The organism is Nakamurella leprariae, assembly GCF_016918035.1.
In the GTDB taxonomy this organism is placed as follows: Bacteria; Actinomycetota; Actinomycetes; order Mycobacteriales; family Nakamurellaceae; genus Nakamurella; species Nakamurella leprariae.
Genome location: NZ_JAERWK010000021.1, coordinates 182149 through 204483, shown reverse-complemented (window position 1 = coordinate 204483; position 22335 = coordinate 182149). Strand labels below are relative to the sequence as shown.

The 22335-nt window shown below is 72.0% G+C and carries 17 protein-coding genes and 1 pseudogene; 5 read left to right on the top strand and 13 right to left on the bottom strand.

Annotated elements, in window-relative coordinates; genetic code table 11:
* From JL106_RS16985 to JL106_RS16965, 5 genes are all read right to left on the bottom strand, one after another.
* Positions 1–1885, bottom strand: a 1885-nt coding sequence (locus JL106_RS16985; protein WP_205261931.1) for a non-ribosomal peptide synthetase, incomplete at its 3' end; no start/stop codon positions are given.
* Positions 1886–1947: 62 nt separating this feature from the next.
* Entirely contained in the window at positions 1948–2910 is a 963-nt protein-coding gene (locus tag JL106_RS16980) for a glycosyltransferase family 2 protein (protein WP_205261930.1), read from the bottom strand.
* A 7-nt stretch (positions 2911–2917) separates the two neighbouring features.
* On the bottom strand, positions 2918–3997 hold the full coding sequence (locus JL106_RS16975) for a glycosyltransferase family 2 protein (protein WP_205261929.1): 1080 nt from the start codon (positions 3995–3997) through the stop codon (positions 2918–2920).
* Positions 3998–4077: 80 nt separating this feature from the next.
* Positions 4078–4890, bottom strand: coding sequence for a thioesterase domain-containing protein (locus JL106_RS16970; RefSeq protein WP_205261928.1), 813 nt, complete (start codon positions 4888–4890; stop codon positions 4078–4080).
* A 275-nt stretch (positions 4891–5165) separates the two neighbouring features.
* Positions 5166–5708, bottom strand: coding sequence for a hypothetical protein (locus JL106_RS16965; RefSeq protein ID WP_205261927.1), 543 nt, complete (start codon positions 5706–5708; stop codon positions 5166–5168).
* 221 nt (positions 5709–5929) lie between these two features.
* Between JL106_RS16965 and JL106_RS16960 the strand changes: the two genes are divergently transcribed.
* Complete coding sequence (locus JL106_RS16960; protein ID WP_205261926.1) at positions 5930–6889, top strand: universal stress protein; 960 nt, start codon at positions 5930–5932, stop codon at positions 6887–6889.
* 6 nt (positions 6890–6895) lie between these two features.
* On the opposite strand, the gene JL106_RS16955 is transcribed toward JL106_RS16960, so the two are convergent.
* The 8 genes from JL106_RS16955 to dnaA all read right to left on the bottom strand — a co-directional run bounded on the left by JL106_RS16955 (position 6896) and on the right by dnaA (position 19411).
* On the bottom strand, positions 6896–7396 hold the full coding sequence (locus JL106_RS16955; RefSeq protein ID WP_205261925.1) for a DUF3566 domain-containing protein: 501 nt from the start codon (positions 7394–7396) through the stop codon (positions 6896–6898).
* 35 nt (positions 7397–7431) lie between these two features.
* Positions 7432–9978 (bottom strand): DNA gyrase subunit A, encoded by a 2547-nt coding sequence (gyrA, locus tag JL106_RS16950; protein WP_205261924.1) that lies wholly within the window; start codon positions 9976–9978, stop codon positions 7432–7434.
* Positions 9979–10230: 252 nt separating this feature from the next.
* Complete coding sequence (gene gyrB, locus JL106_RS16945) at positions 10231–12258, bottom strand: DNA topoisomerase (ATP-hydrolyzing) subunit B (protein WP_205261923.1); 2028 nt, start codon at positions 12256–12258, stop codon at positions 10231–10233.
* Between the two features lie 325 nt (positions 12259–12583).
* Complete coding sequence (locus JL106_RS16940) at positions 12584–13153, bottom strand: DUF721 domain-containing protein (protein ID WP_236007818.1); 570 nt, start codon at positions 13151–13153, stop codon at positions 12584–12586.
* Positions 13150–14448: a DNA replication/repair protein RecF gene (recF, locus tag JL106_RS16935; RefSeq protein ID WP_205261922.1), complete on the bottom strand. Its 1299-nt coding sequence runs from the start codon at positions 14446–14448 to the stop codon at positions 13150–13152. The genes JL106_RS16940 and recF overlap by 4 nt, the downstream gene beginning before the upstream one ends.
* Before the next feature lie 122 nt (positions 14449–14570).
* Complete coding sequence (gene gnd / locus JL106_RS16930) at positions 14571–15518, bottom strand: phosphogluconate dehydrogenase (NAD(+)-dependent, decarboxylating) (protein ID WP_328842556.1); 948 nt, start codon at positions 15516–15518, stop codon at positions 14571–14573.
* 171 nt (positions 15519–15689) lie between these two features.
* The gene (dnaN, locus tag JL106_RS16925; RefSeq protein ID WP_205261920.1) at positions 15690–16877 is read right to left on the bottom strand and encodes a DNA polymerase III subunit beta; all 1188 of its coding nucleotides are present in this window, start codon (positions 16875–16877) and stop codon (positions 15690–15692) included.
* 944 nt (positions 16878–17821) lie between these two features.
* On the bottom strand, positions 17822–19411 hold the full coding sequence (gene dnaA / locus JL106_RS16920; RefSeq protein ID WP_205261919.1) for a chromosomal replication initiator protein DnaA: 1590 nt from the start codon (positions 19409–19411) through the stop codon (positions 17822–17824).
* A 598-nt stretch (positions 19412–20009) separates the two neighbouring features.
* On the opposite strand from dnaA, the gene rpmH reads away from it, so the two are divergent.
* From rpmH to yidC, 4 genes and pseudogenes are all read left to right on the top strand, one after another.
* Positions 20010–20147 carry a 50S ribosomal protein L34 gene (gene rpmH / locus JL106_RS16915; protein WP_010849920.1) on the top strand — a complete coding sequence of 46 codons (138 nt, stop codon included), beginning with the start codon at positions 20010–20012 and terminating at the stop codon, positions 20145–20147.
* A 34-nt stretch (positions 20148–20181) separates the two neighbouring features.
* Positions 20182–20571, top strand: coding sequence for a ribonuclease P protein component (gene rnpA / locus JL106_RS16910; RefSeq protein WP_205261918.1), 390 nt, complete (start codon positions 20182–20184; stop codon positions 20569–20571).
* 20 nt (positions 20572–20591) lie between these two features.
* Positions 20592–20948 (top strand): annotated as a pseudogene (gene yidD / locus JL106_RS16905) (membrane protein insertion efficiency factor YidD); the annotation flags it as partial.
* 173 nt (positions 20949–21121) lie between these two features.
* The gene (gene yidC, locus JL106_RS16900) at positions 21122–22276 is read left to right on the top strand and encodes a membrane protein insertase YidC (protein WP_205261916.1); all 1155 of its coding nucleotides are present in this window, start codon (positions 21122–21124) and stop codon (positions 22274–22276) included.
* Positions 22277–22335: the final 59 nt, after the last annotated feature.

The following is a 22335-nucleotide window of genomic DNA, read 5'->3' as shown; positions in this document are numbered from 1 at the left end:
GGGTGGGGGGCTGGGGGGAGGGCGCCCCCCGGCGGGGGCGGCGCGGCGCCCGGGCGGCCTGGGCGACGCGACCGAGCCGGCCGGCGACGTCCGTCCGGACCCGGGCGGCGGCCCCGGCCCGGGTGTCGACGAGCGCCGCGAGTTCCCGGACCGTGGCCGTGGCGGCGGCGTCGGCCGTGGTGATGCCCACCCCGGTGGCGGTGCCGACCCCGGCCAGCATCTCCTCGACGGCCAGCGAGTCGCCGCCGAGGGCCCAGAAGTCGTCGGTGGCACCGACCCGGTCCAGGCCCAGCACCTGCGCCCACACCGCGGCGATCACCGTCTCCGTGCCCGGCGCCGGGTCGACGGCGGCCGGCGCGGGCGGCGTCGGCAGCGCGCGCCGGTCGATCTTGCCGCGTTCGTTGCGGGGCAGCGCCGGCACCATCACCACCTCGGCCGGGACCATCCAGCTGGGGAGCCGATCACGCAGTGCCCGACGCACCGAGGCGGGCGTCACCGGCTGGTTGGTCTCGACCGGCACCACGTGGGCCAGCAACCGGGTGCGGGCGCCGTCGACCGCGTCGGTCGGGCGGACGGCCGACACCACCGCCTCCCGGATCTCCGGGAAGGCCAGCAGTGCGGCCTCGACCTCGGCCGGTTCGACCAGGTACCCGCCAACCTTGACCGCGGCATCGGCCCGGCCCAGCAGGTGCAGCACCCCGTCGGCGTCCCAGCGCCCCAGGTCGCCCCCGCGGTAGGTGGTGGTGCCGTCGGGATGCCGGACGAACCGGGCCGCGGTCTGCTCCGGGTCACCGAAGTAGCCGCGGGCCAGGAACCGGGAGGTGATGGCCACCTCGCCGGTCGCGCCGACCACCACCGGGACGCCGGCCTCGTCGACGACCTCGATCGTCTTGTTGGCCGCCGGTCGGCCGACCGGCAACAGCCCGACCGGCACCGGCCGGTCCGGATCGAGGCGGTGGAAGGCGAGGTTGCCGATCTCGGACGCCCCGGACACCCCGGTGAACCGGCCGCCCGGGTCGAGCCGCGCGCGGATGGCCTCGACCTGGCTGGAGTGGATCGCCTCTCCACAACTGGTGACCAGCCGGACCCCTTTCATCGGGGCACCGTCGGGCAGGTGGTCGAGCACCGCGCGCAGCAACGCCGGGGTGCCGTGCACGGTGGTGACCCGCTGTTCCTGCAGCCAGGCGTGCAGGCCGCCGACACCGAGCACCCGCGGGTCGTACACGCACACGGTGGCGCCGTTCAGCAGACCCATGAACAGCACGTCCAGCCCGGCGCCGAAGCTGACCGGCAGGATCAGCGACAACCGGTCGTCGGGGGTCAGGTCCAGGGCGAGCCGAGTCTCGTACGCCTGGTTCAGCCAGGCGCCGTGCGAGTGGACCAGACCCTTGGGCCGCCCGGTCGAGCCGGAGGTGAAGAAGATGACGGCCGGGTCGTCGATCCCGGCGGTCGGCAGATCGGCCTCCGGCGCCCCGTCCGTCTCGCCCAGCTGCCGGACTTCGGCCACGTCCATCGGGACGCCGCCGCTCAGCTCCCGGATCAGCGCGGCACGTTCGACCGGCAGCATCGGGTCGACCGGCACCACCGGCCGGCCGGACAGGATGACCGCCAGCAGGGCCACCACGGCGGACGCGGTGGGCTCCACGGCGAGGGCGACCGGCCGGTCCGCGGGCTCGTCGGCCAGGTGGCCGCGCAGGGCTCGCGCCCAGCGGCGAGCCGTCGCGGTGACCTCGGCGTACGTCCAGGATTCCCCCGGTGAGGTCACCGCCTCCGCGTCCGGCCGGGCGGCGGTCACGGCGTCCAGGCGGTCGGCCAGGTCGGCGGTCGGACCGGGGACGACCAGCTCGTCCAGGACGGCGGCGGGTCGGTCGGGGGCAGAGGTCATCAGGCGTTCCTGCGGGTCAACGGATTCAGACAGGGGTTCGGACACAGGTTCGGACAGCGCGATCAGGACGGGGCGGTGGTGGCAGCAGGGGCGGCGGGACGGTCACGGCGAGCGCTCACCCGACTCGCGGCCCGCAGGGTGGCCAGGTTCTCCCGGACCAACTGGACCGCGGTGAGCAGGCCGGGCACTCCCGCGGCGCGGGCGCCGGTCCGCAGCAGACCGGGGACCGAGCGCAGGTAGCTCAGGCCGGTGGTGCCCGCCTGCTCGGTCGGCCACAGCCAGCGCACCAACTGCTCGTCGGTCACCTGCGAACACCCGGCGCCGGCCAGGTTGGCCCGGGCGATGCGCAGGTGCAGCTCGCGCTGCCGGTCACGGCCGGCGCTGCTGACCTGCTGGTGGTGCCGCCGGTAGCGCAGCCCGACGGTCGGCAGGTTGGCCAGCTCACCGACGCCGGCGAGTTCCGACTCCAGCAGGTAGTCCTCGGCGCCGTCCCAGCCGGCCCGGTACTCGATCAGCTGCTCGGTGAGCGTCGACCGGCGCAGCAGCATGGCGGGGTGACACATGCACGGGCCGAACAACAACCGGGCCCGGGCGGCGGCCGGGGTGCGTGGGGTCCGCACCCGTCCGACCAGGGCGCCGAACAGCTCGTAGTCGGTGCCCACGGCGACCACGGACGGGTGCGCCCGCAGGTGGGCGACCTGGGCGGACAACCGGCCCGGCGTCATGAGGTCATCGCCGTCCATCCGGGCGATGAACTCGCCGGTGGCCAACCCGAGCCCACGGTTCAGGGCGGCGACGATGCCGCGGCCGGGCTGCCGGTCCAGGCGGATCCGCGGGTCGGCCGCCGCCAGCCCGGTCACCACCTCGGGGGTCCCGTCGTCCGAGCCGTCGTCCACGACCACGATCTCCCAGTCGGGGTGGTCCTGGACGGTCACCGACGCCAGCGCGTCCGCGATGTAGGGCCGGGCGTTCCGCACCGGGAGCACCACCGACACCCGACCGGGCACCGCTGCCGGACGGCTCACCACCGGGTCACCGGAACCGCAGGATCGACGAGTACAGCCGCGGGCTCACCTTGAGCACCACGCAGGCGGCCAGGTCGCGCCAGCGCCGGTCGGCGGCCAGCGCGCGCAGCACGGCCGGTCGGACCAGGGCTCGGGCGGCGGCGATGGCCGTGTCGGTACCGGTCACGGCGGGATCCAGGTGCCGGGCGCGGACGGCAGTGTTGCCGACGGCGATGGCCAGGTTGACGGCCTGGTAGACGGACCACTCGCGGGACCACCGGGTGAGCAGGTCGCGGTCGGCCAGTTCGGTGCGGACGTCGCGGGACACGGCGAACAGGTCCTCGGTGTGCCGGCCGAAGGAGCGGGACACCGACGCCGGGTTGACGCGGTAGCGCAGCACCGCCCGGTCGGTGAGGGCGACCCGGCTGCTCTCCATGGCCTGCCGGAAGTTGGGCAGGAAGTCCTCGTACGCCCGGTCCACGTCGAACAGGTCCTCGGGCAGGGCGCTGCGGCGGAACAGCTTGGTCGCGCTGTGCGCGCGGAACCGGTTGACCAGCAGGCCGCGGGCGAACTCGGCGCCGGACACCGCCGGCACCCCGGCGGCCGGTTCCATGACGTCCAGCTCGGTGCCGTCCGGCAGCACCTCGACGGTCCGGCCGCTGGCGAAGTCGGCCTGCTCGCGCCGCAGGGCGGCCAGCAACTCCGTCAACGCGTCCGGGACCAGGGTGTCGTCGCTGTCCAGGAACAGCACCAGGTCGCCGGTGGCCGCCTGCAGACCCAGGTTCCGGGCCCGGCCGATGCCCCCGTTGGACGGGCAGGTCACCACGGTGACCGGCAGGCCGCATGCCCGGGCCGCCGCCAGCGCGACGTCCATCGACGCGTCCCCGCCGCGGTCGTCGACCAGGACCACCTGGTCGGGCCGCCGGGTCTGCGCAGCCAGTGACCGGACGCAGTCCCCGACGAACCGCTCCACCCGGTACACCGGGACGACCACCGAGATCGTCGCCGTTCCGGGTACCTCGTCGTGCCGGGTGGCTCCGCCGGCGCCACCGGTGAACGGCAGCACCGTCGCCGGGTCGGTGGACGGCCCGGCCGGCTGGTCCGGCATCGCACGCCGCGCCTCCCCCGCCCGCCGGAGCGGACGGTGAGCGGTCCGGGACGGCTCGGGAACCAGTTCCACGGGGCTCATCACGCGGTCACGGCGGCGCCGGGAGCCACGGCGTCCAGTTCGGTCAGCAGGAGCTGGGCGATCGGCGCGTTGAACGGCGGTCGCATGATGGAACTGTGCCCACCGGCGACGCGATGCACCTCGAAGGGGCCGGTGAGCACGGTCTCCCAGCGCCGCGGATCGTCCGGGTTGTCGCCGGCCATGACCAGGATGACCCGGCCGGACCACGGGCGCGGCCGGTGCCGGTTGGTCATCCGCAGGCTGCGCTCCCAGAACACGGCGTCCCGTCGGCCGGGCGAGTACTCCACGAGTCCGGCGCCGGCGACCATCAGATGCATGGCGAGTCGGGACCGCAGGTCAGGGGCCGACGCCCCGGCCGGGCCGTCCATCGGCTCTGGGATCGGCCGGTCGTCACCGACGGGCGCGGGCGCACCCGGTGCTGCCGGCAGCGTCGGCGGCACGACGGTGTCGAGCAGCATGACGAACGGGACGTCCTGACCCGCGGCGGTCAGCCGGGCCGCCACCTCCAACGCCAGCAGCCCCCCGAAGGAGTGCCCGACCAGCGGGAACGGGCCGCACGGGGTGGTCCGCCGGATGGTGCGCAGCGCGCGGGTCGCCGCTCCGGCGACGGACCAGTCCGGCCACGCCCGGCCTTCGTAGCCCGGCGCCTGCCAGGCGTGCACCGGCTGATCGGCCGGCAGGGCGCGCGCCAACGGCAGCATGGACAGTGCGGGGGCGCCGCCACCGGCGAAGCACCACAGCGGCGGACGGACGACCGGGGCGGACGCCGGCGGCCGCACCGAGGCGACCGATCGCCCGAGCTCGTCGTCCACGCGTCCTCCTCCGTCTGTTGACAAAGGCCAGGCTAACCGAAGTTCGGCTCCAGTTCGTCCCGGTGGCGTGCTGTCCACGCCACATCGGCCGAGTCGATCACCGTCGGTACTCGGTCCAGGTCGCACCGTCAACCGGGTGGACAGTAGTGGAGGGCGGCGACGCTTCGCCATCAGAACCGGGACACAGCGGACGCAGCACCGCCCGGGGCATTCCCCTGTTCGGGTGATCACCCCGGGCGGCGGAACCCTGCGCAACCGCAGGGGTGCGGCTCAGGTCAGCGGAGCCAGGACATCCGCCGGACCGCGCCGGTGCTCGCCCACCAGGTTCCCACGCCCAGCCACCGACCGGCGCCCGCCAGCGCGAGTGCCCAGCCGAGCACCACGTAGAACAGGTGCTGGTCCAGGAACGGGTGGGTGGCCAACGGCAGGTTGGTCAGCCAGATCGACCCCATCAGCACCGTTCCCGCCACGGCGGCCGGCCAGAGCCCGGCGCCGGCCAGGAAGGCCACGCCGGTCCCGAGGATCCCGAGCATGAAGAGCCAGTCGGCGACCGGGTTGCCGGCCATCGCGCCGAAGACGCCGGCCATCGGGCCCTCCAGGTTGGACAGGTACCCGTTGGTGGGCGAGCCGCCGGAGAGCCAGGCCCGCTCGCTCGGCGTCTGCAGCCCCAGCCCGAACAGCTTGTCGACGAACGGCCAGAGGTAGACGACGCCCAGCAGGATGCGGACGACACCGAAGGCGGTGCGCCCCGCTCGCGGCAGTGACACGACGGCATCGGCCCGGACGGCGGACGCCGAGCCGGTCATGGTGACGGACATGTGGGTGATCCTTTCCCCGACGGAATGAGGACAGGCTAACCACACTATGGTTGAACGTTGCAAGACCCTGAGCCACCCGGCCGTGTCGGGACGCGCGCGTCCTGTGACGGGGGGTGATCGACGTCTCGTCACCGCCGGGCGTTCACCTGGCGCTGGCGCGCCGGACACCACGGGCGGGGATGATCAGCGGTCGGCATCAAGGGGGCACCCGAGGGGGCGGCATGGCCGAGGACCGCACCGATCTGATGAGCACCCCGGGTCGCACCAACGTCGTGGTGGCCGGCGTCGACGGCAGCGAGGCCGCCCTGCACGCGACCCGCTGGGCGGCCGAACAGGCGCAGGCCCGCTCGGCCGCGCTGCTGCTGGTGCACGGCTGGGATCTGCCGAGGCTCGGGCTGTTCGGCCGCCGGGGCGACCGCGGCGACCGCGGCGATGACGGTCTGTCCGCCACGCTGCGGGAGGACGGCGACCGGATGCTGGCCGATGCGGCCCGAGCGGTCACCGAGCAGTTCCCCGGCGTGCCGGTGTCGTGCCGGCTGGCGGCCGGCCGCCCGTCCGAGGCGCTGCGTGAGGCCTCCGACCGAGCGCTGCTGGTCGTCGTCGGCGCCCGGCGCGGCCGGCTGGCCGGGGCGCTGCTCGGCTCGACGTCCTGGAACCTGGTGCTGGCCAGCACCACCCCCGTCGCGGTGGTGCGCGGCGACCACGGCAACGAACGGCACCGGCGCACCGAGGGCCCGGTGGTCGTCGGGGTGGACGGATCGGCGATCAGCGAGGCTGCGGTCGGGTACGCCTTCGAGGAGGCCGCGGTGCGTGGCGTCCGGCTGGTCGCGCTCAGCTGTTGGGAACGGGCCGACGTCGCCCTGGGCACTCCCAGCTTGGCGGTGCACCGGGACCCGTCGGAACTCGAGGCCGAGGAGCGCACCACGCTCGCCGAGCAGCTGGCCGGCTGGCGCGAGCGCTACCCGGACGTCGAGGTCCAGGCGGTGATCGATCCGGGCCGGCCGACGTCCGTGCTGCTGGAGCGGTCCGGGACCGCGGCGCTGCTGGTGGTCGGCTCGCGCGGCCTGAGCGGTCTGGCCGGCCTCGCACTGGGGTCGACCAGCCAGGCCCTGGTCAGCAACGCCGCCTGCCCCGTCGTGGTGGTCAGGCCGCGCCACCTGGTCGGAGCCGAGCAGCGCTGAGCGGGATCAGTCCCGTTCGCTGAGGGTGAGCTCGACCCCGCCGGACATGGCTGCCGCCGCGTTGTAGACGAATGCGGCCACCGTGGCCAGCAGGGTGAACAGCACGATGTTGATCGCGCCGACCACCGCAGCCACCCCGAACACCCGCACCGGCGTGATCAGGTCGGTCGACCCGCTGACCGCGTCCGCGCTGGTCAGTGTGGAGAACGTGTCGTTGATCTGGCCCCACACGCCCATGCCCTGCAGCGAGAGCCACAGGATGCCGATCGCGATCATCCACACGAAGAACATGACGATCGAGACGATCAGGCTGATCTTCAGGACGGTCCACGGATCCAGCCGCTTGAGCTGCAGCGAGGCCAGCCGGGGCGGCCGCCGGGTGCGGCGCGGGGCACCCACCGCGGCGGGGCCGGGACGGCTGGGCGCCTCCCCGGCCCGGGCCGGACCCGCCGCCGCGGGACCGGCCGTGGCACTGGTCGCCGCGGTGGAGGCGGTCGGCGAACTCATCGCGGGACGGGCCGGGTTGGCGCCGGAGGCCGCCGTCACGCGCCACCGTCCGTGCTGCCGTCCGTGCTGCCGTCCGGACCGCTGGGAGTCTCACCGTCGACGGCAGCGTCGACGGCAGCGTCAGCCGCGGCGTCGGCGTTGCGGGCGATCGCCACCAGGCTGTCCCCTTCCGACAGGTTCATCAGCCGCACGCCCATGGTCTGGCGCTTGGCCTTGCGGACCTCACGGGCGGACGTCCGGATGACGCCCCCGCCGGAGGTGATCGCGTAGACCTCGGTGTCCAGGTCGACGATCAGTGCGCCCACCAGCTTGCCACGGCGCCGGTCGTACTGGATGGTCAGCACGCCCTTCCCGCCGCGACCCTGGACCGGGTACTCCTCGATGTCGGTGCGCTTGGCGTAGCCCCGCTCGGTGGCCACCAGCACGAAGGAATCGGCCCGGGCGACCTCGAGCGAGAGCAGCTCGTCACCGGCGTTGAACCGCATGCCCAGCACGCCGGACGTGGCCCGCCCCATCGGCCGCAGCGCCTCGTCCGTGGCGTGGAACCGGATCGACTGCCCCTCGGCCGAGATCAGCAGCAGGTCGTCCTCGGCGGAGCAGAGCACCGCGCCGACCAGCTCGTCGTCCTCGCGCAGGTTGACGGCGACGATGCCACCGGAGCGGTTGGAGTCGAAGGCGGTCAGCTCGCTCTTCTTGACCAGGCCGGCCTTGGTCGCCAGCACCAGGTACGGCGCCACGCCGTAGTCCCGGATCTGGATGACCTGGGCGATCCGCTCGTCCGGCTGGAAGGCCAGGAGGTTGGCGACGTGCTGGCCCCGGGCGTTGCGGTTGGCCTCGGGCAGTTCGTAGGCCTTGGCCCGGTAGACGCGACCCTTGTTGGTGAAGAACAGGATCCAGTCGTGGGTGGAGCACACGAAGAAGTGCGCCACGATGTCGTCCTGCTTGAGCGCGGCGCCCTGCACACCCTTGCCGCCGCGCCGCTGGGCGCGGTACAGGTCGGTCTTGGTCCGCTTGGCGTAGCCGGTACGGGTGATGGTGACGACGACGTCCTCGGTGGCGATGAGGTCCTCCATGGAGACCTCGCCCTCGAACGGCACCAACGCGGTGCGCCGCTCGTCGCCCCACTTCTCGACGATCTCGGTGAGCTCGTCCTTGACGATCTGCCGCTGCCGTTCCGGCCGGGCCAGGATGTCGCGGTAGTCGGCGATCTCCAGCTCGATCCGGGCCAGGTCGTCGATGATCTGCTGGCGCTGCAGCGCGGTGAGTCGGCGCAGCTGCATCTCGAGGATGGCGTTGGCCTGGACCTCGTCGATGTCCAACAGGCCGATCAGGCCGGTGCGGGCCTCGTCCGGGCTGGACGACGCCCGGATCAGCGCGATGACCTCGTCCAGCGCGTCGAGGGCCTTGACCAGGCCGCGCAGGATGTGCGCCCGCTTCTCCGCCTCGTCCAGCCGGTACTGGGTGCGCCGGACGATGACCTCGATCTGGTGATCGACGTAGTGGCCGATCATCTGGTCGAGCCGCAGGGTGCGCGGCACCCCGTCGACGATGGCCAGCATGTTCGCGCCGAAGCTGGTCTGCAGCGCGGTGTGCTTGAACAGGTTGGCCAGCACGACCTTGGCCACCGCGTCCCGCTTCAGCGTGACGACGATGCGCATGCCGACGCGGTCGCTGGACTCGTCGGCGATGTCGGCGATGCCGGCCACCCGCCCGTCCCGGACCAGCTCGGCGATCGAGGTGACCAGGTTGTCCGGGTTGACCTGGTACGGCAGCTCGGTGACGACCAGGATGGTGCGGCCGCGGGCGTCCTCGTCGGTGTTGACCACCGCACGCATGCGGATGGCGCCACGGCCGGTGCGGTACGCGTCCTGGATGCCGCTGACCCCGGCGATCTGGGCGCCGGTCGGGAAGTCCGGGCCCTTCACCCGCTCGATGCAGGCCTCGAGCAGCTCCTCGGGCGTGGCCTCCGGATGGTCCAGCGCCCAGACGACCGCGGCCCCCACCTCGCGCAGGTTGTGCGGGGGAATGTTGGTCGCCATACCGACCGCGATCCCGGACGAGCCGTTGACCAGCAGGTTCGGGATCCGCGAGGGCAGGACCGTGGGTTCCTCGGTCTTGCCGTCGTAGTTCGGCGTCATGTCGACGGTGTTCTCGTTGATGCCGGCGATCATCTGCATCGCCAACGCCGACATCCGGCACTCCGTGTACCGCATGGCCGCCGCCGGGTCGTTGCCCGGCGAGCCGAAGTTGCCCTGCCCGTCGATGAGCGGGTACCGCAGCGACCACGGCTGCGCCATGCGCACCACGGTGTCGTAGATGGCGCTGTCGCCGTGCGGGTGGTAACTGCCCATGACGTCACCGACGACGCGGGAGGACTTCACCCGGCCCCGGTCCGGGCGGAAGCCCGACTCGAACATCCCGTACAGCACGCGACGGTGCACCGGCTTGAGACCGTCCCGGACGTCCGGCAGGGCCCGCGAGACGATGACGCTCATCGCGTAGTCGATGAACGACCGCTGCATCTCCTGCTGGATGTCGACCGGCTCGGTGCGGTCGTGTTCGCCGGTGGTGGGACCTGTCACTTCAGGTGGCCTTCCGTCTCACGGAGTTGAATGGTCGGAGCCCGCAGATCTCCACGAACGGGTGACGTGGATATCCACATGTGGACAGCTGTTGTGCATGGGTGATCGGGCGGATCGGGATCGGTCGGCGATCGGGTGTCATTCGGCGCAATCGGAACGTGCCCGTTCCGTTGCGCAACGCGACACTCCGCCCCGACCGGTTGATCCGACGCATCCCGCCGTCACCGAGAGGGGCGACGGCGGGCCGCCGGGTCAGAAGTCGAGGAAACGGACGTCCTTGGCGTTGCGGGTGATGAAGGACCGCCGCGCTTCGACGTCCTCCCCCATCAGGATCGAGAACAACTCGTCCGCCGTGGCCGCGTCGTCCAGCGTGACCTGCAGCAGCAGTCGGGTGGCCGGGTCCATCGTGGTCTCCCAGAGTTCCTTGGCATCCATCTCGCCGAGCCCCTTGTAGCGCTGGATGCCGTCGTCCGCCGGGATCTTTCGACCCTGTTCCTGTCCTTCCTTGAGCATCGCGTCGCGCTCGCGGTCGGAGTACACGTAATCCGGCTCGCCGCGGGTCCACTTCAACTTGTAGAGCGGCGGCTGGGCCAGGTAGACGTGGCCGGCCTCGACCAGCGGTCGCATGAACCGGAACAACAACGTCAACAACAGCGTCCGGATGTGCTGACCGTCGACGTCGGCATCGGCCATCAACACGATCTTGTGGTAGCGCAGTTTGGCCAGATCGAATTCGTCGTGGATCCCGGTGCCCAGCGCGGTGATGAGCGACTGCACCTCGGTGTTCTTGAGGACCCGGTCGATCCGGGCCTTCTCCACGTTGATGATCTTGCCGCGGATGGGCAGGATCGCCTGGAACATCGAATCGCGGCCGGACTTGGCGCTGCCGCCGGCCGAGTCACCCTCGACGATGTACAGCTCGGAGCGGGCCGGGTCGGACGAGCGGCAGTCGGCCAGCTTGCCGGGCAGGCCGCCGATGTCCAGTGCACCCTTGCGACGCACCAGGTCACGCGCCTTGCGGGCGGCCAGGCGGGCCTGGGCCGAGGCGATGGACTTGCTGATGATCGTCTTGGCCTCGGTGGGGTTGCGCTCGAACCAGTCGGCCAGCCACTCGTTGCAGGCCTTCTGCACGAACGACCGGGCCTCGGTGTTGCCGAGCTTGCCCTTGGTCTGCCCCTCGAACTGCGGCTCGCGCAGCCGGATCGACACGATGGCCGCGAGCCCCTCGCGGACGTCGCTGCCGTCGAGGTTGGTGTCCTTCTCCTTGAGCAGCTTCTTGTCCCTGGCGTACTTGTTCACCACGGAGGTCAGCGCCGAGCGGAAGCCCTCCTCGTGGGTGCCGCCCTCGTGGGTGTTGATGGTGTTCGCGAACGAGTGGACCGACTCCACGTAGCTCTGGTTCCACTGCATGGCGACCTCCACCTCCATGGTGTCGCCCTTGGACTCGAAGCCGATGACCGTGGGGTGGGCCGGCTCCTTCGACTTGTTCAGGTGCTTGACGAAGTCGACCAGGCCGCCCGGGTAGTGGAAGACCTGCTCGAACGGCTTGAGCGCGCGGGCCTGCTCGTCGTGCACGTCGGGGGCGAGCGTCGCGGCGATCACGTCACCGCCGTCGGCCGGGTCCTCGGCGGCGGCGTCCGGCGCCTCCGCGCGGCGCTCGTCGCGGAACTTGATGGTCAGTCCCTTGTTCAGGAACGCCATCTCCTGCAACCGCCGGGTGATCGTCTCCCGGGTGAACTCGACCGTCTCGAAGATCTCGGCGTCGGGCCAGAAGGTGACTGTGGTGCCGGTGCCGGTGGCCGGGCCGACGGTCTGCAGCGGTTCGGGCTTCGACTGCAGGTAGTTCTGGTGGTAGAGCTTGCCGCCGACCTTGATGTCGACCTCGAGCCGGGACGACAGCGCGTTCACCACCGAGATGCCGACGCCGTGCAGACCGCCGGAGACCGCGTACGACTCGGAGTCGAACTTGCCGCCCGCGTGCAGGATGGTCATGACCACCTCGACGGTCGGCTTCTTCTCCTTGGGGTGCATGTCCACCGGGATGCCGCGGCCGTTGTCGATCACCGTGACGCCGCCGTCGGCGCGCAGGACGACCTCGACCGTGTCGGCGAACCCGGCCATCGCCTCGTCGACCGAGTTGTCGACCACCTCCCAGATGAGGTGGTGCAACCCGCGGGGGCCGGTCGAGCCGATGTACATGCCGGGGCGCTTGCGGACCGCCTCCAGGCCCTCCAGCACGGTGATCGAGGACGCGCCGTATTCGTTCTTCTTGGTGGCCACGGACTGACCGGTCTCCTTCGCTCGGCACTGCTGCGCCCGCCAGGGAGATGGACACGGCCGTTCCCGGGCCGGCCGGTCAGCTGGCCGATCGTCCCGGGCATGACGTCCGTTCCCACCGCTCGAGCGGGAGCGAGGCTCTCAGGCCGGTTTCCGGCCCGCACTGTCTCGATTCTACCGCTGCGCGGGCGCTGAGCCGGGCTCCGGAGCGCTCTGATCGGCCCATGGCGCGATGTTCACGCGACCGGGAGAGGGGACGGTCGCGCGGGGCGGATCCGGTCGGTCTCAGCCGCAACGGCGGCCGATCACCGGACCGGACCCGGACCGGTCAGCCGTAGGTGTCCCGGGGGCCGCGTCCCGGCACGTGCCGGGTGCCGAACCGCCAGCTGGGCGCGGCGGGCCCGCGGGCCCGGATCCGGCGCACCGAGTTGGCCCCGAGCTCGCCGTTGATCCGGACGAGCAGCTGCGGGGCCAGCATCCGGATCTGGGTCGCCCACGCGGTGGACTCGGCCTGCACCAACAGTTCTCCGTCGGTGAGCGAGACCGGGGCGCAGTGGTCGGCCACCTCCGGCCCGACCAGCTGCGGCCACCGGCCGAAGATCTGCGCCCGGGTCAGGTCCGCCCCCACTCCAGCCCGGTCCACCCACGTGCGCAGGGTCGCGCCCAGCGGTTGCGGGTCCCGGCTGTCCGGGCCGGGCCCGGACCAGCGGCGGCGACGGCGTGCGGCCGGGCCGCCACCGCGGCGCACCAACGGGGTCCGGCCGGCCTCGCGACGCCGGGCGGCGTTCCGCTCGCGGGCCTGTTCCAGCGCCTGCCGGGCCAGGTCGGACCCGCGTACCGGCGTGTCGTTCCCGGGCGTGTCGGCCGGGGTCGGGTCGTCCGGTTCCATGCCGGTCATCGTCCTCCCTCGTCCCCGTCGACCGGCCAGGGCTGCTCGGGCTGCTCGGGCTGCTCGGGCACGGTGATGGTCCCGTCCTGCACCTGGATCTGCCGGCCGCGCAGGCCGGCGGGCACGTCGCCGGCGACGGCCGCAGTGACCAGCACCTGGTCGGCGTCGGCGACCAGGTCGGCCAACCGGTCGCGGCGGCGACTGTCCAGCTCGGCGAAGACGTCGTCCAGGATGAGCACCGGATCCACGCCGTCCGCGCGGAGCAGCCGGAACGAGGCGATCCGCAGGGCCAGCGCGTAGGACCACGACTCGCCGTGCGAGGCGAAGCCCTTGGCCGGGCCGTCGGCCAGCATCAGTTCCAGCTCGTCCCGGTGCGGGCCGACCAGGCTGATGCCACGGTCGAGTTCGTCGGCCCGCCGCCGGGTCAGCGCCTCCAGCATCGCCACCACCCGCGGGCCGCGTCCGGTCAGGTCCCGGTCGTCGGCCCGGTCGTCCGTCCGGTCGTCCACGGTGCCATCGGGGAGGGTCGGCGGTGCGGCGTCCGCGAGCGCGGCGGGGACGGTCGACCGGTAGCGCACGTCGACGACCGCGTCCGGGCCGGCGACCTCCCGGTAGGCGTCCCGCACCAGCGGCCGCAGCTGCTCGACCAGTTCCTCACGGGCGGTGACGAGCGCGACACCGGTCTCGGCCAGGTGCTGATCCCAGACGTCGAGGGTGCTGGGCTCACCGGGAGCAGTGCTGCCGTCGGGGTCGGCGGGGGATGCGGACCGACCGCCGAACTGCCGGCGCAACCGCCCGCCGGCGCTCTTGAGCAGGGCGTTGCGCTGTTTGAGCACCCGGTCGTAGTCGGCGCGAACGCCGGCCAGCCGGGGGGTGCGCTGCACCAGCAGGTCGTCCAGGAAGCGGCGGCGCTCCGACGGATCACCGCGCACCAGGGCCAGGTCCTCGGGGGCGAACAGGACGGTGCGGAGCACGCCAAGCAGTTCCCGCGGTCGGCGCAGCGGTGAGCGGTTGATCCGCGCCTTGTTCGGTCGGCCGGTGGTGAGCTCGGTCTCCAGCAGCAACTCGCGGCCCTGGGACACGACCGCGGCCCGCACCACCGCGGTGGTGGCGCCGCGAGCGATGAGCGCCGCGTCCCCGGCGACCCGGTGCGAGGACAGGGTGGCCAGGTAGCCGGCCGCCTCGACCAGGTTCGTCTTACCGGCGCCGTTGCGTCCGACCAGGACGGTCACCCCCGGGGTGAGCGGCAGGTCGGCCGCCGGCCAGGACCGGAAGTCGGTCAGCGAGAGGTGACGGATCCACACGCGGGGTGATTCTGCCCGCAGCCCCGGACAGCTCTGCCCCGGACAGTCCCGGCCGACCACCCGACCCCGAGGTGGCCGGGTCACGTCCGGTCCGGCGGCCCGCGACCACCGGACCGGAGACGTCAGCTGACCGGGACCGGTGCGGTGCTGCCCTCGTGGCCGACGGCGTGCCCGCCGAACTGGTTGCGCAGCGCGGCGACCACCTTCATGGCCACCGACTCGTCCTGACGAGAGGCGAACCGGGCGAACAGCGCCGCGGTGATCACCGGCAGCGGGACGGCGTTCTGGATGGCGGCCTCGATGGTCCACCGGCCCTCGCCGGAGTCCTGCGCGTAGGCGCGGATCTTGGCCAGGCCCGGATCGCTGTCCAGGGCGCGAACCAGCAGGTCCAGCAGCCAGGACCGGATGACCGTGCCCTGCTGCCATGAGGCCATGACCTCGTCCGGACGCTCCACCAGGTCGACGGCCTTGAGCAGCTCGTAGCCCTCGCCGTAGGCCTGCATGATCCCGTACTCGATGCCGTTGTGGACCATCTTGGTGAAGTGGCCGGCGCCCACCGCCCCGGCGTGCACGAACCCGCCTTCGGTCGGCTTCAGCGAGTCGAAGATCGGTTGGGCCAGCGCGACCGTCTCGGCGTCGCCGCCCACCATGAGCGCGTAGCCCTCGGTCAGGCCCCACACGCCGCCGGAGACACCGCAGTCGAGGAACTTCACGCCCTTCTCGATCAGGGCGGCGGCGTGCGCCTGGTCGTCGGTGTACCGGGAGTTGCCGCCGTCGATGATCACGTCGCCGGGCTCGAGCACGTCCCCGAGGTCGGCGATCGTGGCCCGGGTGGGCTCGCCGGACGGCACCATCACCCAGACCACACGCGGCGCCTGCAGCGCGGCGACCAGGCCCTGGAGCGAGTCGACGTCCCGCGGAGCGCTGGGACTGCGGTCGAAGCCGACGACCTGGTGACCGTCGCGGCGCAGCCGCTCGGCCATGTTGCCGCCCATCTTGCCCAGGCCGATGAGTCCGATCTGCATGGCGTGCCCTTCTGCTGGGACGGTCCGCGAGTCGGTGGCCCGCACCGATCCGTCGACCGCAGTGCCGGAATTGACTGGTGACACACGCTGCGGGCCGACTGCGGTCGACCCGTGTCCTGGACTCCGATCGCGAACGGCGACCACCTCAGTCGCCGCCCACCCTCGGAGACTACGGACAGTAGATATCAGTGACGCCCAGTCGGCCAGCGTCGGGGGTCACCCCGGCAGTCGAGCAGGCATCACCAGGTACTGGTACCCATCGGCGAGCTCGGCCGGTGCCTCGTCCGCCGGACCCGACGAATCCGACGAACCGGCCTCCGGCCCGCCGGACGGCTCAGCCAGCGGCAACACCAGCGCCGGACGGGACGCCGTGGTGAACGCCAACCGCACCGACCGCGACCGCATCACCCCGAGGCCGTCGAGCAGGTAGGTCGGGTTGAACGCGATGAGCAGCTCGGCGCCGTCCGCGGTCACCGGGAGCGACTCCTCGGCGCGACCCTCGTCGTCACCCCCCGCGGTCAGCGTCAGCATGCCGTCGGTGACGTGCATCCGCAGGTGGTGGCCGCGATCGGTGACCAGGGCGACGCGCTTGATCGAGTTGGTCAGCTCACCGACCTCGAGGTCGACCGTGGTGCTGTGTTCGGACGGCAGCAGCGACCGGAACTTGACGAACTCGACGTCGAGCAATCGGACGGTGGTGCGCCGCGACCCGGCCTGCAGGCCGAGCAGGCCGTCACCGAGCGAGACCGTCACGGTGCTGCTGCCGGAGCCCGCCGCGATGGTCTTGGCCGCGTCGGCCAGCGTCCGGGCCGGGATCAGTACCGACGTCGACAGGTCCGGCCGCTCCGGGGTCCAGGCCAGCTCCCGGACGGCGAGCCGGAACCGGTCGGTCGCGGCCAGGGTGAGCGTGTCGCCCTCGAGCTCGACCCGGATGCCGGTGAGCATCGGCAGGGTGTCGTCGCGTCCGGAGGCGACCGCGGTCTGGACCACGGCCTCGGCGAAGGCACCGGCGTCGACGGTGCCGGCCACCTCGGGCAATGCCGGCAGCGGCGGGTAGTCCTCGACCGGCATGGTCGGCAGGGTGAACCGGGCCGACCCGCCGACGATGGTGACCTTGGGGCCGTCCACCGAGAAGTCGACCGGCTTGGCCGGGAGGGCCCGGGTGATCTCGGCCAGCAGGCGACCCGAGACCAGCACGCGGTCGTGGTCGGCGTCGCTGGTGCTGTCGACGGCGACCTCGGCCCGGGTGGAGACCTCGTAGTCGAACCCGGAGACGGTCAGGGTCGAGTCCTGCACCTCGAGCAGGATCCCGCCCAGGACGGGCACCGGCGGCCGGCTGGGCAGCGACTTGGCCACCCACGCGACGGCGTCGGCCAGATCGTCACGGGCGACGCGGAACTTCATGAGCCGGCCTCCAGCACCTCAAGGAACTGCTTCTGCGAACGGAACGACCAGGATCGCGACGGCGCGGTGGGCCACCGGGGACCCGGAGGACGCCGGGACTCGTCCGGATCTCCTGGCACGGCGGCCGACCAGCCCCACGCGTCGGGTCCGGGGCCGTCAACGGTACGGCCCCGGACGGGGGTGCGCAGCATCGGGGTCCACCCGCGCGGGGGTTCCCGGCGCTTCGTGGCAGGCCGTGCCAGTCGGGGCGCGAGCCGGTCCGCCGCTGCTGCCCGACGGTTGTCCCCACAGGCTGCGCTTGTAGTTCTCCCTCTCAAGGAGAGATCAGTAGCAGCAGTAAGCAGTGTGGACGGTGTGGAACGAGCGGGATCCGTGCAGGCCCGGTCGCGTGTCGCCGACGTGGACAGCTCGGGGACGGCAGGGCGGCCCGACCGGCCCGATGTGGGTGACTCGCGAGTGTCCCCAGTTGTCCCCGTCGTACCCCGCGGTTCTCCACAGGGTTGTCCACACAGTGTGCAGAACTCGGCCGGTCGGACACGCAGCGCAGGCAATCCGCCGTCGAACCTGAACGCAGCGTGACCATCACGCGGCCATTCGACGGACTTGCCGCAGGTCATCGGGCTCCGGCGGGCCGCGTCCTCGCCCACCGGGGTCGAATCACACCGGTGTGGTGCCGGGATGGGTGTGATCCGCGCGGCATCCGCCCCGGCGTCTCCAGGAACCGGACGGATCGGACGGTCTGGTGCGTTCGCCGAGTCCGGCAGGTACGCCGCGGACGCGCCGGGTTGTGGGATCCGCGCCGCGGGTCGGTGGCCGCGCGGGGAGTGGTGCGGATCCGGATGCGGGTGCGACAGGTCGCCGACGTGCGTCGGCCCGGCCGCTCGGGCCGCTTCAGCGGGGAATCAGCGAGTCCAGCGCGGGTTCAGCCCCCACGCAGGGCCGGATCAGTGGCGGGACCGCTCGCGCACGCGGGCGGTGAGCTCCTGGACGTGGTCGTAGGTCTGCCGGCGTTCGGCCATCTCGGCCCGGATCTTCTTCGCCGCGTGCATGACGGTGGTGTGGTCGCGGCCGCCGAAGGTCTGCCCGATCTTGGGCAGGGTCAGGTCGGTGAGCTCGCGGCACAGGTACATGGCGATCTGCCGGGAGCCGGCGATGGCCTTGGTCTTCTGTGGCCCGCACAACTCGTCGAGCGTGACGCCGAAGTACTCGGCGGTGACGGCCATGATCGTGGCGGCGTCGATGTCGTTGGACACCGGGTCGCGGAGCAGGTCGCGGAGCACGATCTGGGCCAGCGACAGGTCGACCGGCTGCTTGTTCAACGAGGCGAACGCGGTGACCCGGATGAGCGCGCCCTCCAGTTCACGGATGTTGCGCTCGATCCGGCTGGCGATGAACTCCAGCACGTCGTCGGGCGCGGCCATCCGGTCCAGGGCGGCCTTCTTGCGCAGGATCGCGATCCGCGTCTCCAGTTCGGGCGGCTGGATGTCGGTGGTCAGGCCCCACTCGAACCGGGTGCGCATCCGGTCCTCGAGGGTCTCCAGCCGCTTCGGCGGACGGTCCGACGAGATCACGATCTGCTTGTTGGCGTTGTAGAGCGTGTTGAAGGTGTGGAAGAACTCCTCCTGGGTGCCTTCCTTGCCCTCCAGGAACTGGATGTCGTCCACCAGCAGCACGTCGACGTCGCGGTACCGGCGTTGGAACGCCACCTTGCGGTCGTCGCGCAGCGAGTTGATGAAGTCGTTGGTGAACTCCTCGCTGGAGACGTACCGCACCTTCATCCCCGGGAACAGCCGCTGGGCGTAGTGGCCGATGCCGTGGAGCAGGTGGGTCTTGCCCAGCCCCGAGTCACCCCAGATGAACAGCGGGTTGTACGCCACCGCCGGCGCCTCGGACACCGCGACGGCGGCGGCGTGGGCGAAGCGGTTGGACGCACCGATGACGAACGTGTCGAAGGTGTACTTGCCGTTGAGCTTGGTCAGCGACGGGTGCCGGGGCGCCTCACCACGGCGGCCGGCATAGGTCGGCCAGATCTCGGTGACGGTGGCCAACGCGTCGGCTTCCTCGTCGACGTCATCGTCGTCACCGTCGAGCAGCTGCCCGGCCGGGGGCACTCCGGGGCCGCGACCGTGGCCGGCCGCGTCGGGTCCGCCGCCTGACGGTTCGGCCAGGCGGGCGTGGAGGTCGGGGTCGGCGAACGGCTGGTCGCCGGGTGCGTCCGGGTCGTCGCCGTCCAGTGGATCGTCGGCGGCCGCGGTCGGTGCGGCGGCGACGGTGACGGCCAGGTTGATCTCGGCCTGCAGGTGCGTGGACAGCGCCGCAGTGATCGGCTTGCTCAGCTTGCGTTCGATGACTTCCTTGGCGAAGTCCGACGGCGCCGCGAGCAGGGCGGTCGTGCCAAGAAGTCCGATCGGCTGGGTCAGCGAGAGCCAGGCGCGCTGCTGCGAGCTGAGTTCAGGAGCCAGTTCCGTGACCACGGCCCGCCAGACCGGGGCCAGCGACGCGGCGGAGTCGTTGGCTGCCCCGGCGTGATCCATCGGCGCTGCTGACCCCCCCTCACACGATGTGCAGACCCGTCGAACTGTCCACAGAGTTGTCCACACGGGTGCACAACTCAACGGCGACGGTCCGCGAACGGGAGCGGGAGCCCTGCGGGTGATGGACACCGCGGCGTGACTTCCATGCCGTGCGAGCCGGGACGCTAACAACAGCGGGGCCCGATCCACAAGGTGAGTGTCCGAGAAGACCGTTTCGTCACGACTCGGACCGAAGCTGTCACACGTCGGAAATGTGCTGGTGACAACGGTATCGCGGGCGCGAGGCGGCCTCGCCAGCCGCGGCCGTCCACGGCGCCATCACCGGGGACATGCGCGGGCCGCTCCGGCTCGAGCCGGTGTCCCCCGGTCCGGGTTTTGACCACCCTCCACGGCGTCCGTACCATTGGACGGTCCGGCTGGTTGTCGGCCCTGTTGTGCTGCCTGTTCTTGTCTGCGCATCGGGAGCCCGGGATCGGTCGACCGGGTTCCGTGATCGGGCTCGGCTGCTGGCGGGGACGACCCGGTGGCGGCCGCCTGCAACAGCTCCCGATCCGCAGTGCCCGCAGCCGAACACCGTACGAACACCTCTGGAGTCACCGTGAGCAAGCGCACTTTCCAGCCGAACAACCGTCGCCGGGCCAAGACCCACGGCTTCCGGCTCCGCATGCGGACCCGCGCCGGGCGCGCGATCCTCGCGGCCCGGCGTCGCAAGGGCCGCGCCGAGCTGTCCGCCTGATCGCGGTCGCCGTCCCGGCCCGGCTGGGTCCGCCGTGCTCCCTGTCGTCCACCGTCTGCGTCGATCGAACGAGTTCACCGCGGTGTTCCGATCGGGTCGCCGCGGCGGGACGCGGACCATGGTGATCCATCTGTTGCCGTCGACCCGGCTCGGGCCTCCCCGGGCCGGGTTCGTGGTGTCCGGGAAGATCGGCAACTCGGTCGTCCGGCACCGGATCACCCGGCGGCTGCGGCCGCTGGTGTGGCAGCGCCTGCCGTTGCTGCCGGACGGCACCGACCTGGTGGTGCGAGCCCTGGCGCCGGCGTCGACCGCGAGTTCCCCGGAGCTCGAGGCCGACCTGGATGCCGGGGTGGGGGTCGCCGCCCGCCGGGCCGGGATCCGGCTCGGAGCCCCCGCGGCCGAGACGCCCGGGGTCCCGTCATGACCGATGCCGGGAACGATCGCATGACTGACCGCGTGGCCGACCGAGTGACCGACCCCGTCGGCGTTCCGGTCCGCGCGCGTTCACCGCTGGCCGCGCTGCTCATCCTCCCGGTGCGGGGCTACCAGCGCTTCATCTCCGCCTACACCCCGCCGAGCTGCCGGTACTACCCGTGCTGCAGCAGCTACGCGATCACCGCCCTGCACCGGCACGGTGCGCTGCGCGGTCTGTGGCTCACCGCCCGACGGCTCGGCCGCTGCAACCCGTGGAGCACCGGCGGAGTCGACCACGTCCCCCCGGCCGGGATGAGCCGCCGTGAGCAGAACCGATGGCGCCGGTCGCAGGACCAGCGTCCCGATCCCGAGGTGTGGCCGGGTGCCGCCGAGCAGCAGGACCGGGACCACCGTCCCGACCGCGCCGGCCGGGAACCCGCTGACCCCCACGGGAGTTGGCTCACCGGCGACACCGAGCCGGAGCACTCCGAATCCAGCCCTGCCCCGACCGGCCGCCCCAGGTCGGACAGGCTCGTCGTCGATGCCGGGAGAACCCTCGCGTGAACTTCAACTTCTGGTCCTTGGACTACATCTACTACCCGGTCTCCGGGATCATGTGGGTCTGGCACAAGGTCTTCGGCTCGTTCCTCGGTGAGAGCAACGTCCTGGCCTGGGTGCTGTCCGTCGTCTTCCTGGTCTTCACCCTGCGGGCGATCCTCTTCAAGCCGTTCATGAAGCAGATGGACTCGCAGCTGAAGATGCAGGCGGTCCAGCCGGAGATGAAGAAGCTCCGGGAGAAGTACAAGGACGACCGGCAGCGGTTGACCGAAGAGATGATGAAGCTGAACAAGGAGGCGGGGGTCAACCCCCTGGCCTCCTGTCTGCCCATCCTCATCCAGGCGCCGGTCTTCATCGGTCTGTTCCACGTGCTGCGGATGTTCGCCCCCGTCGAGGACGGTTCGGGCGGCTGGACCCTCCGGCAGAACGTCTACTTCTTCGGCGCCTCGGACGTCGAGTCGTTCTCCCAGGCGCACCTGCCCGGCGGCGCCCCGCTGGTCGGCTCGATGACCATGGCCAGCGGTCAGCTGGCGTTCCTGGACGGGCTGCGCGAGGCGATCATCATCTGGGGCATCCCGCTGACCATCCTCGCGGGCATCGCCACCCACCTGACCAGCCGCCGCTCGGTGAACCGGCAGAAGTTCCTCAACCCCGAGGCCGCCGCCCAGCCGCAGGCGGCGATCATGAACAAGGTCATGCTGTACCTGTTCCCGCTGGGCGTCATTGCCACGGGTCCGTTCTTCCCGCTGGCCATCCTCTTCTACTGGCTGGCCAACAACTCGTGGACCTTCGGACAGCTGTGGGTGGCGCACCGGATCCAGGACAAGCGCAAAGCGACCGAGGCGCAGGTGGTCGAGGAGGCCAAGACGGCGCAGGCGTTCTCCAAGCCCAAGCCCGGGGCCAAGCCCAAGACCGCGCGTCCGGTCACGCCGACGACGGAGATCACCGCGGGTCCCCGCGACACCGCCCCGACGGCCGGTGCGATTCCGACCGGCGACGCCGCCGATGCGGGAGCCACCGGATCCGCCGACACACCCGGTGAGCGCCCGGTCGGCGACCGGACCAAGCCCCGTCCCGGAGCCCGGCCGCAGAACACCCGCGGTGGGCGCGGCGGGCGACCGCCGTCGGGCAACCGGCGCAAGTCCGGACGCCGGTAGGCCGTCCGACCGCGTCCGCGCGACCCGACGCCCGTCGGCGCGTCGCGCCGGACGGCGGT

Excerpts from the sequence above, each read along its gene's own strand:
- JL106_RS16975 (WP_205261929.1), bottom strand. The coding sequence starts at position 3,997 with ATGCCGGACCAGCCGGCCGGGCCGTCCACCGACCCGGCGACGGTGCTG.
- JL106_RS16965 (WP_205261927.1), bottom strand. The coding sequence starts at position 5,708 with ATGTCCGTCACCATGACCGGCTCGGCGTCCGCCGTCCGGGCCGATGCC.
- JL106_RS16960 (WP_205261926.1), top strand. The coding sequence starts at position 5,930 with ATGGCCGAGGACCGCACCGATCTGATGAGCACCCCGGGTCGCACCAAC.
- JL106_RS16955 (WP_205261925.1), bottom strand. The coding sequence starts at position 7,396 with ATGAGTTCGCCGACCGCCTCCACCGCGGCGACCAGTGCCACGGCCGGT.
- JL106_RS16940 (WP_236007818.1), bottom strand. The coding sequence starts at position 13,153 with ATGACCGGCATGGAACCGGACGACCCGACCCCGGCCGACACGCCCGGG.
- dnaN (WP_205261920.1), bottom strand. The coding sequence starts at position 16,877 with ATGAAGTTCCGCGTCGCCCGTGACGATCTGGCCGACGCCGTCGCGTGG.
- dnaA (WP_205261919.1), bottom strand. The coding sequence starts at position 19,411 with ATGGATCACGCCGGGGCAGCCAACGACTCCGCCGCGTCGCTGGCCCCG.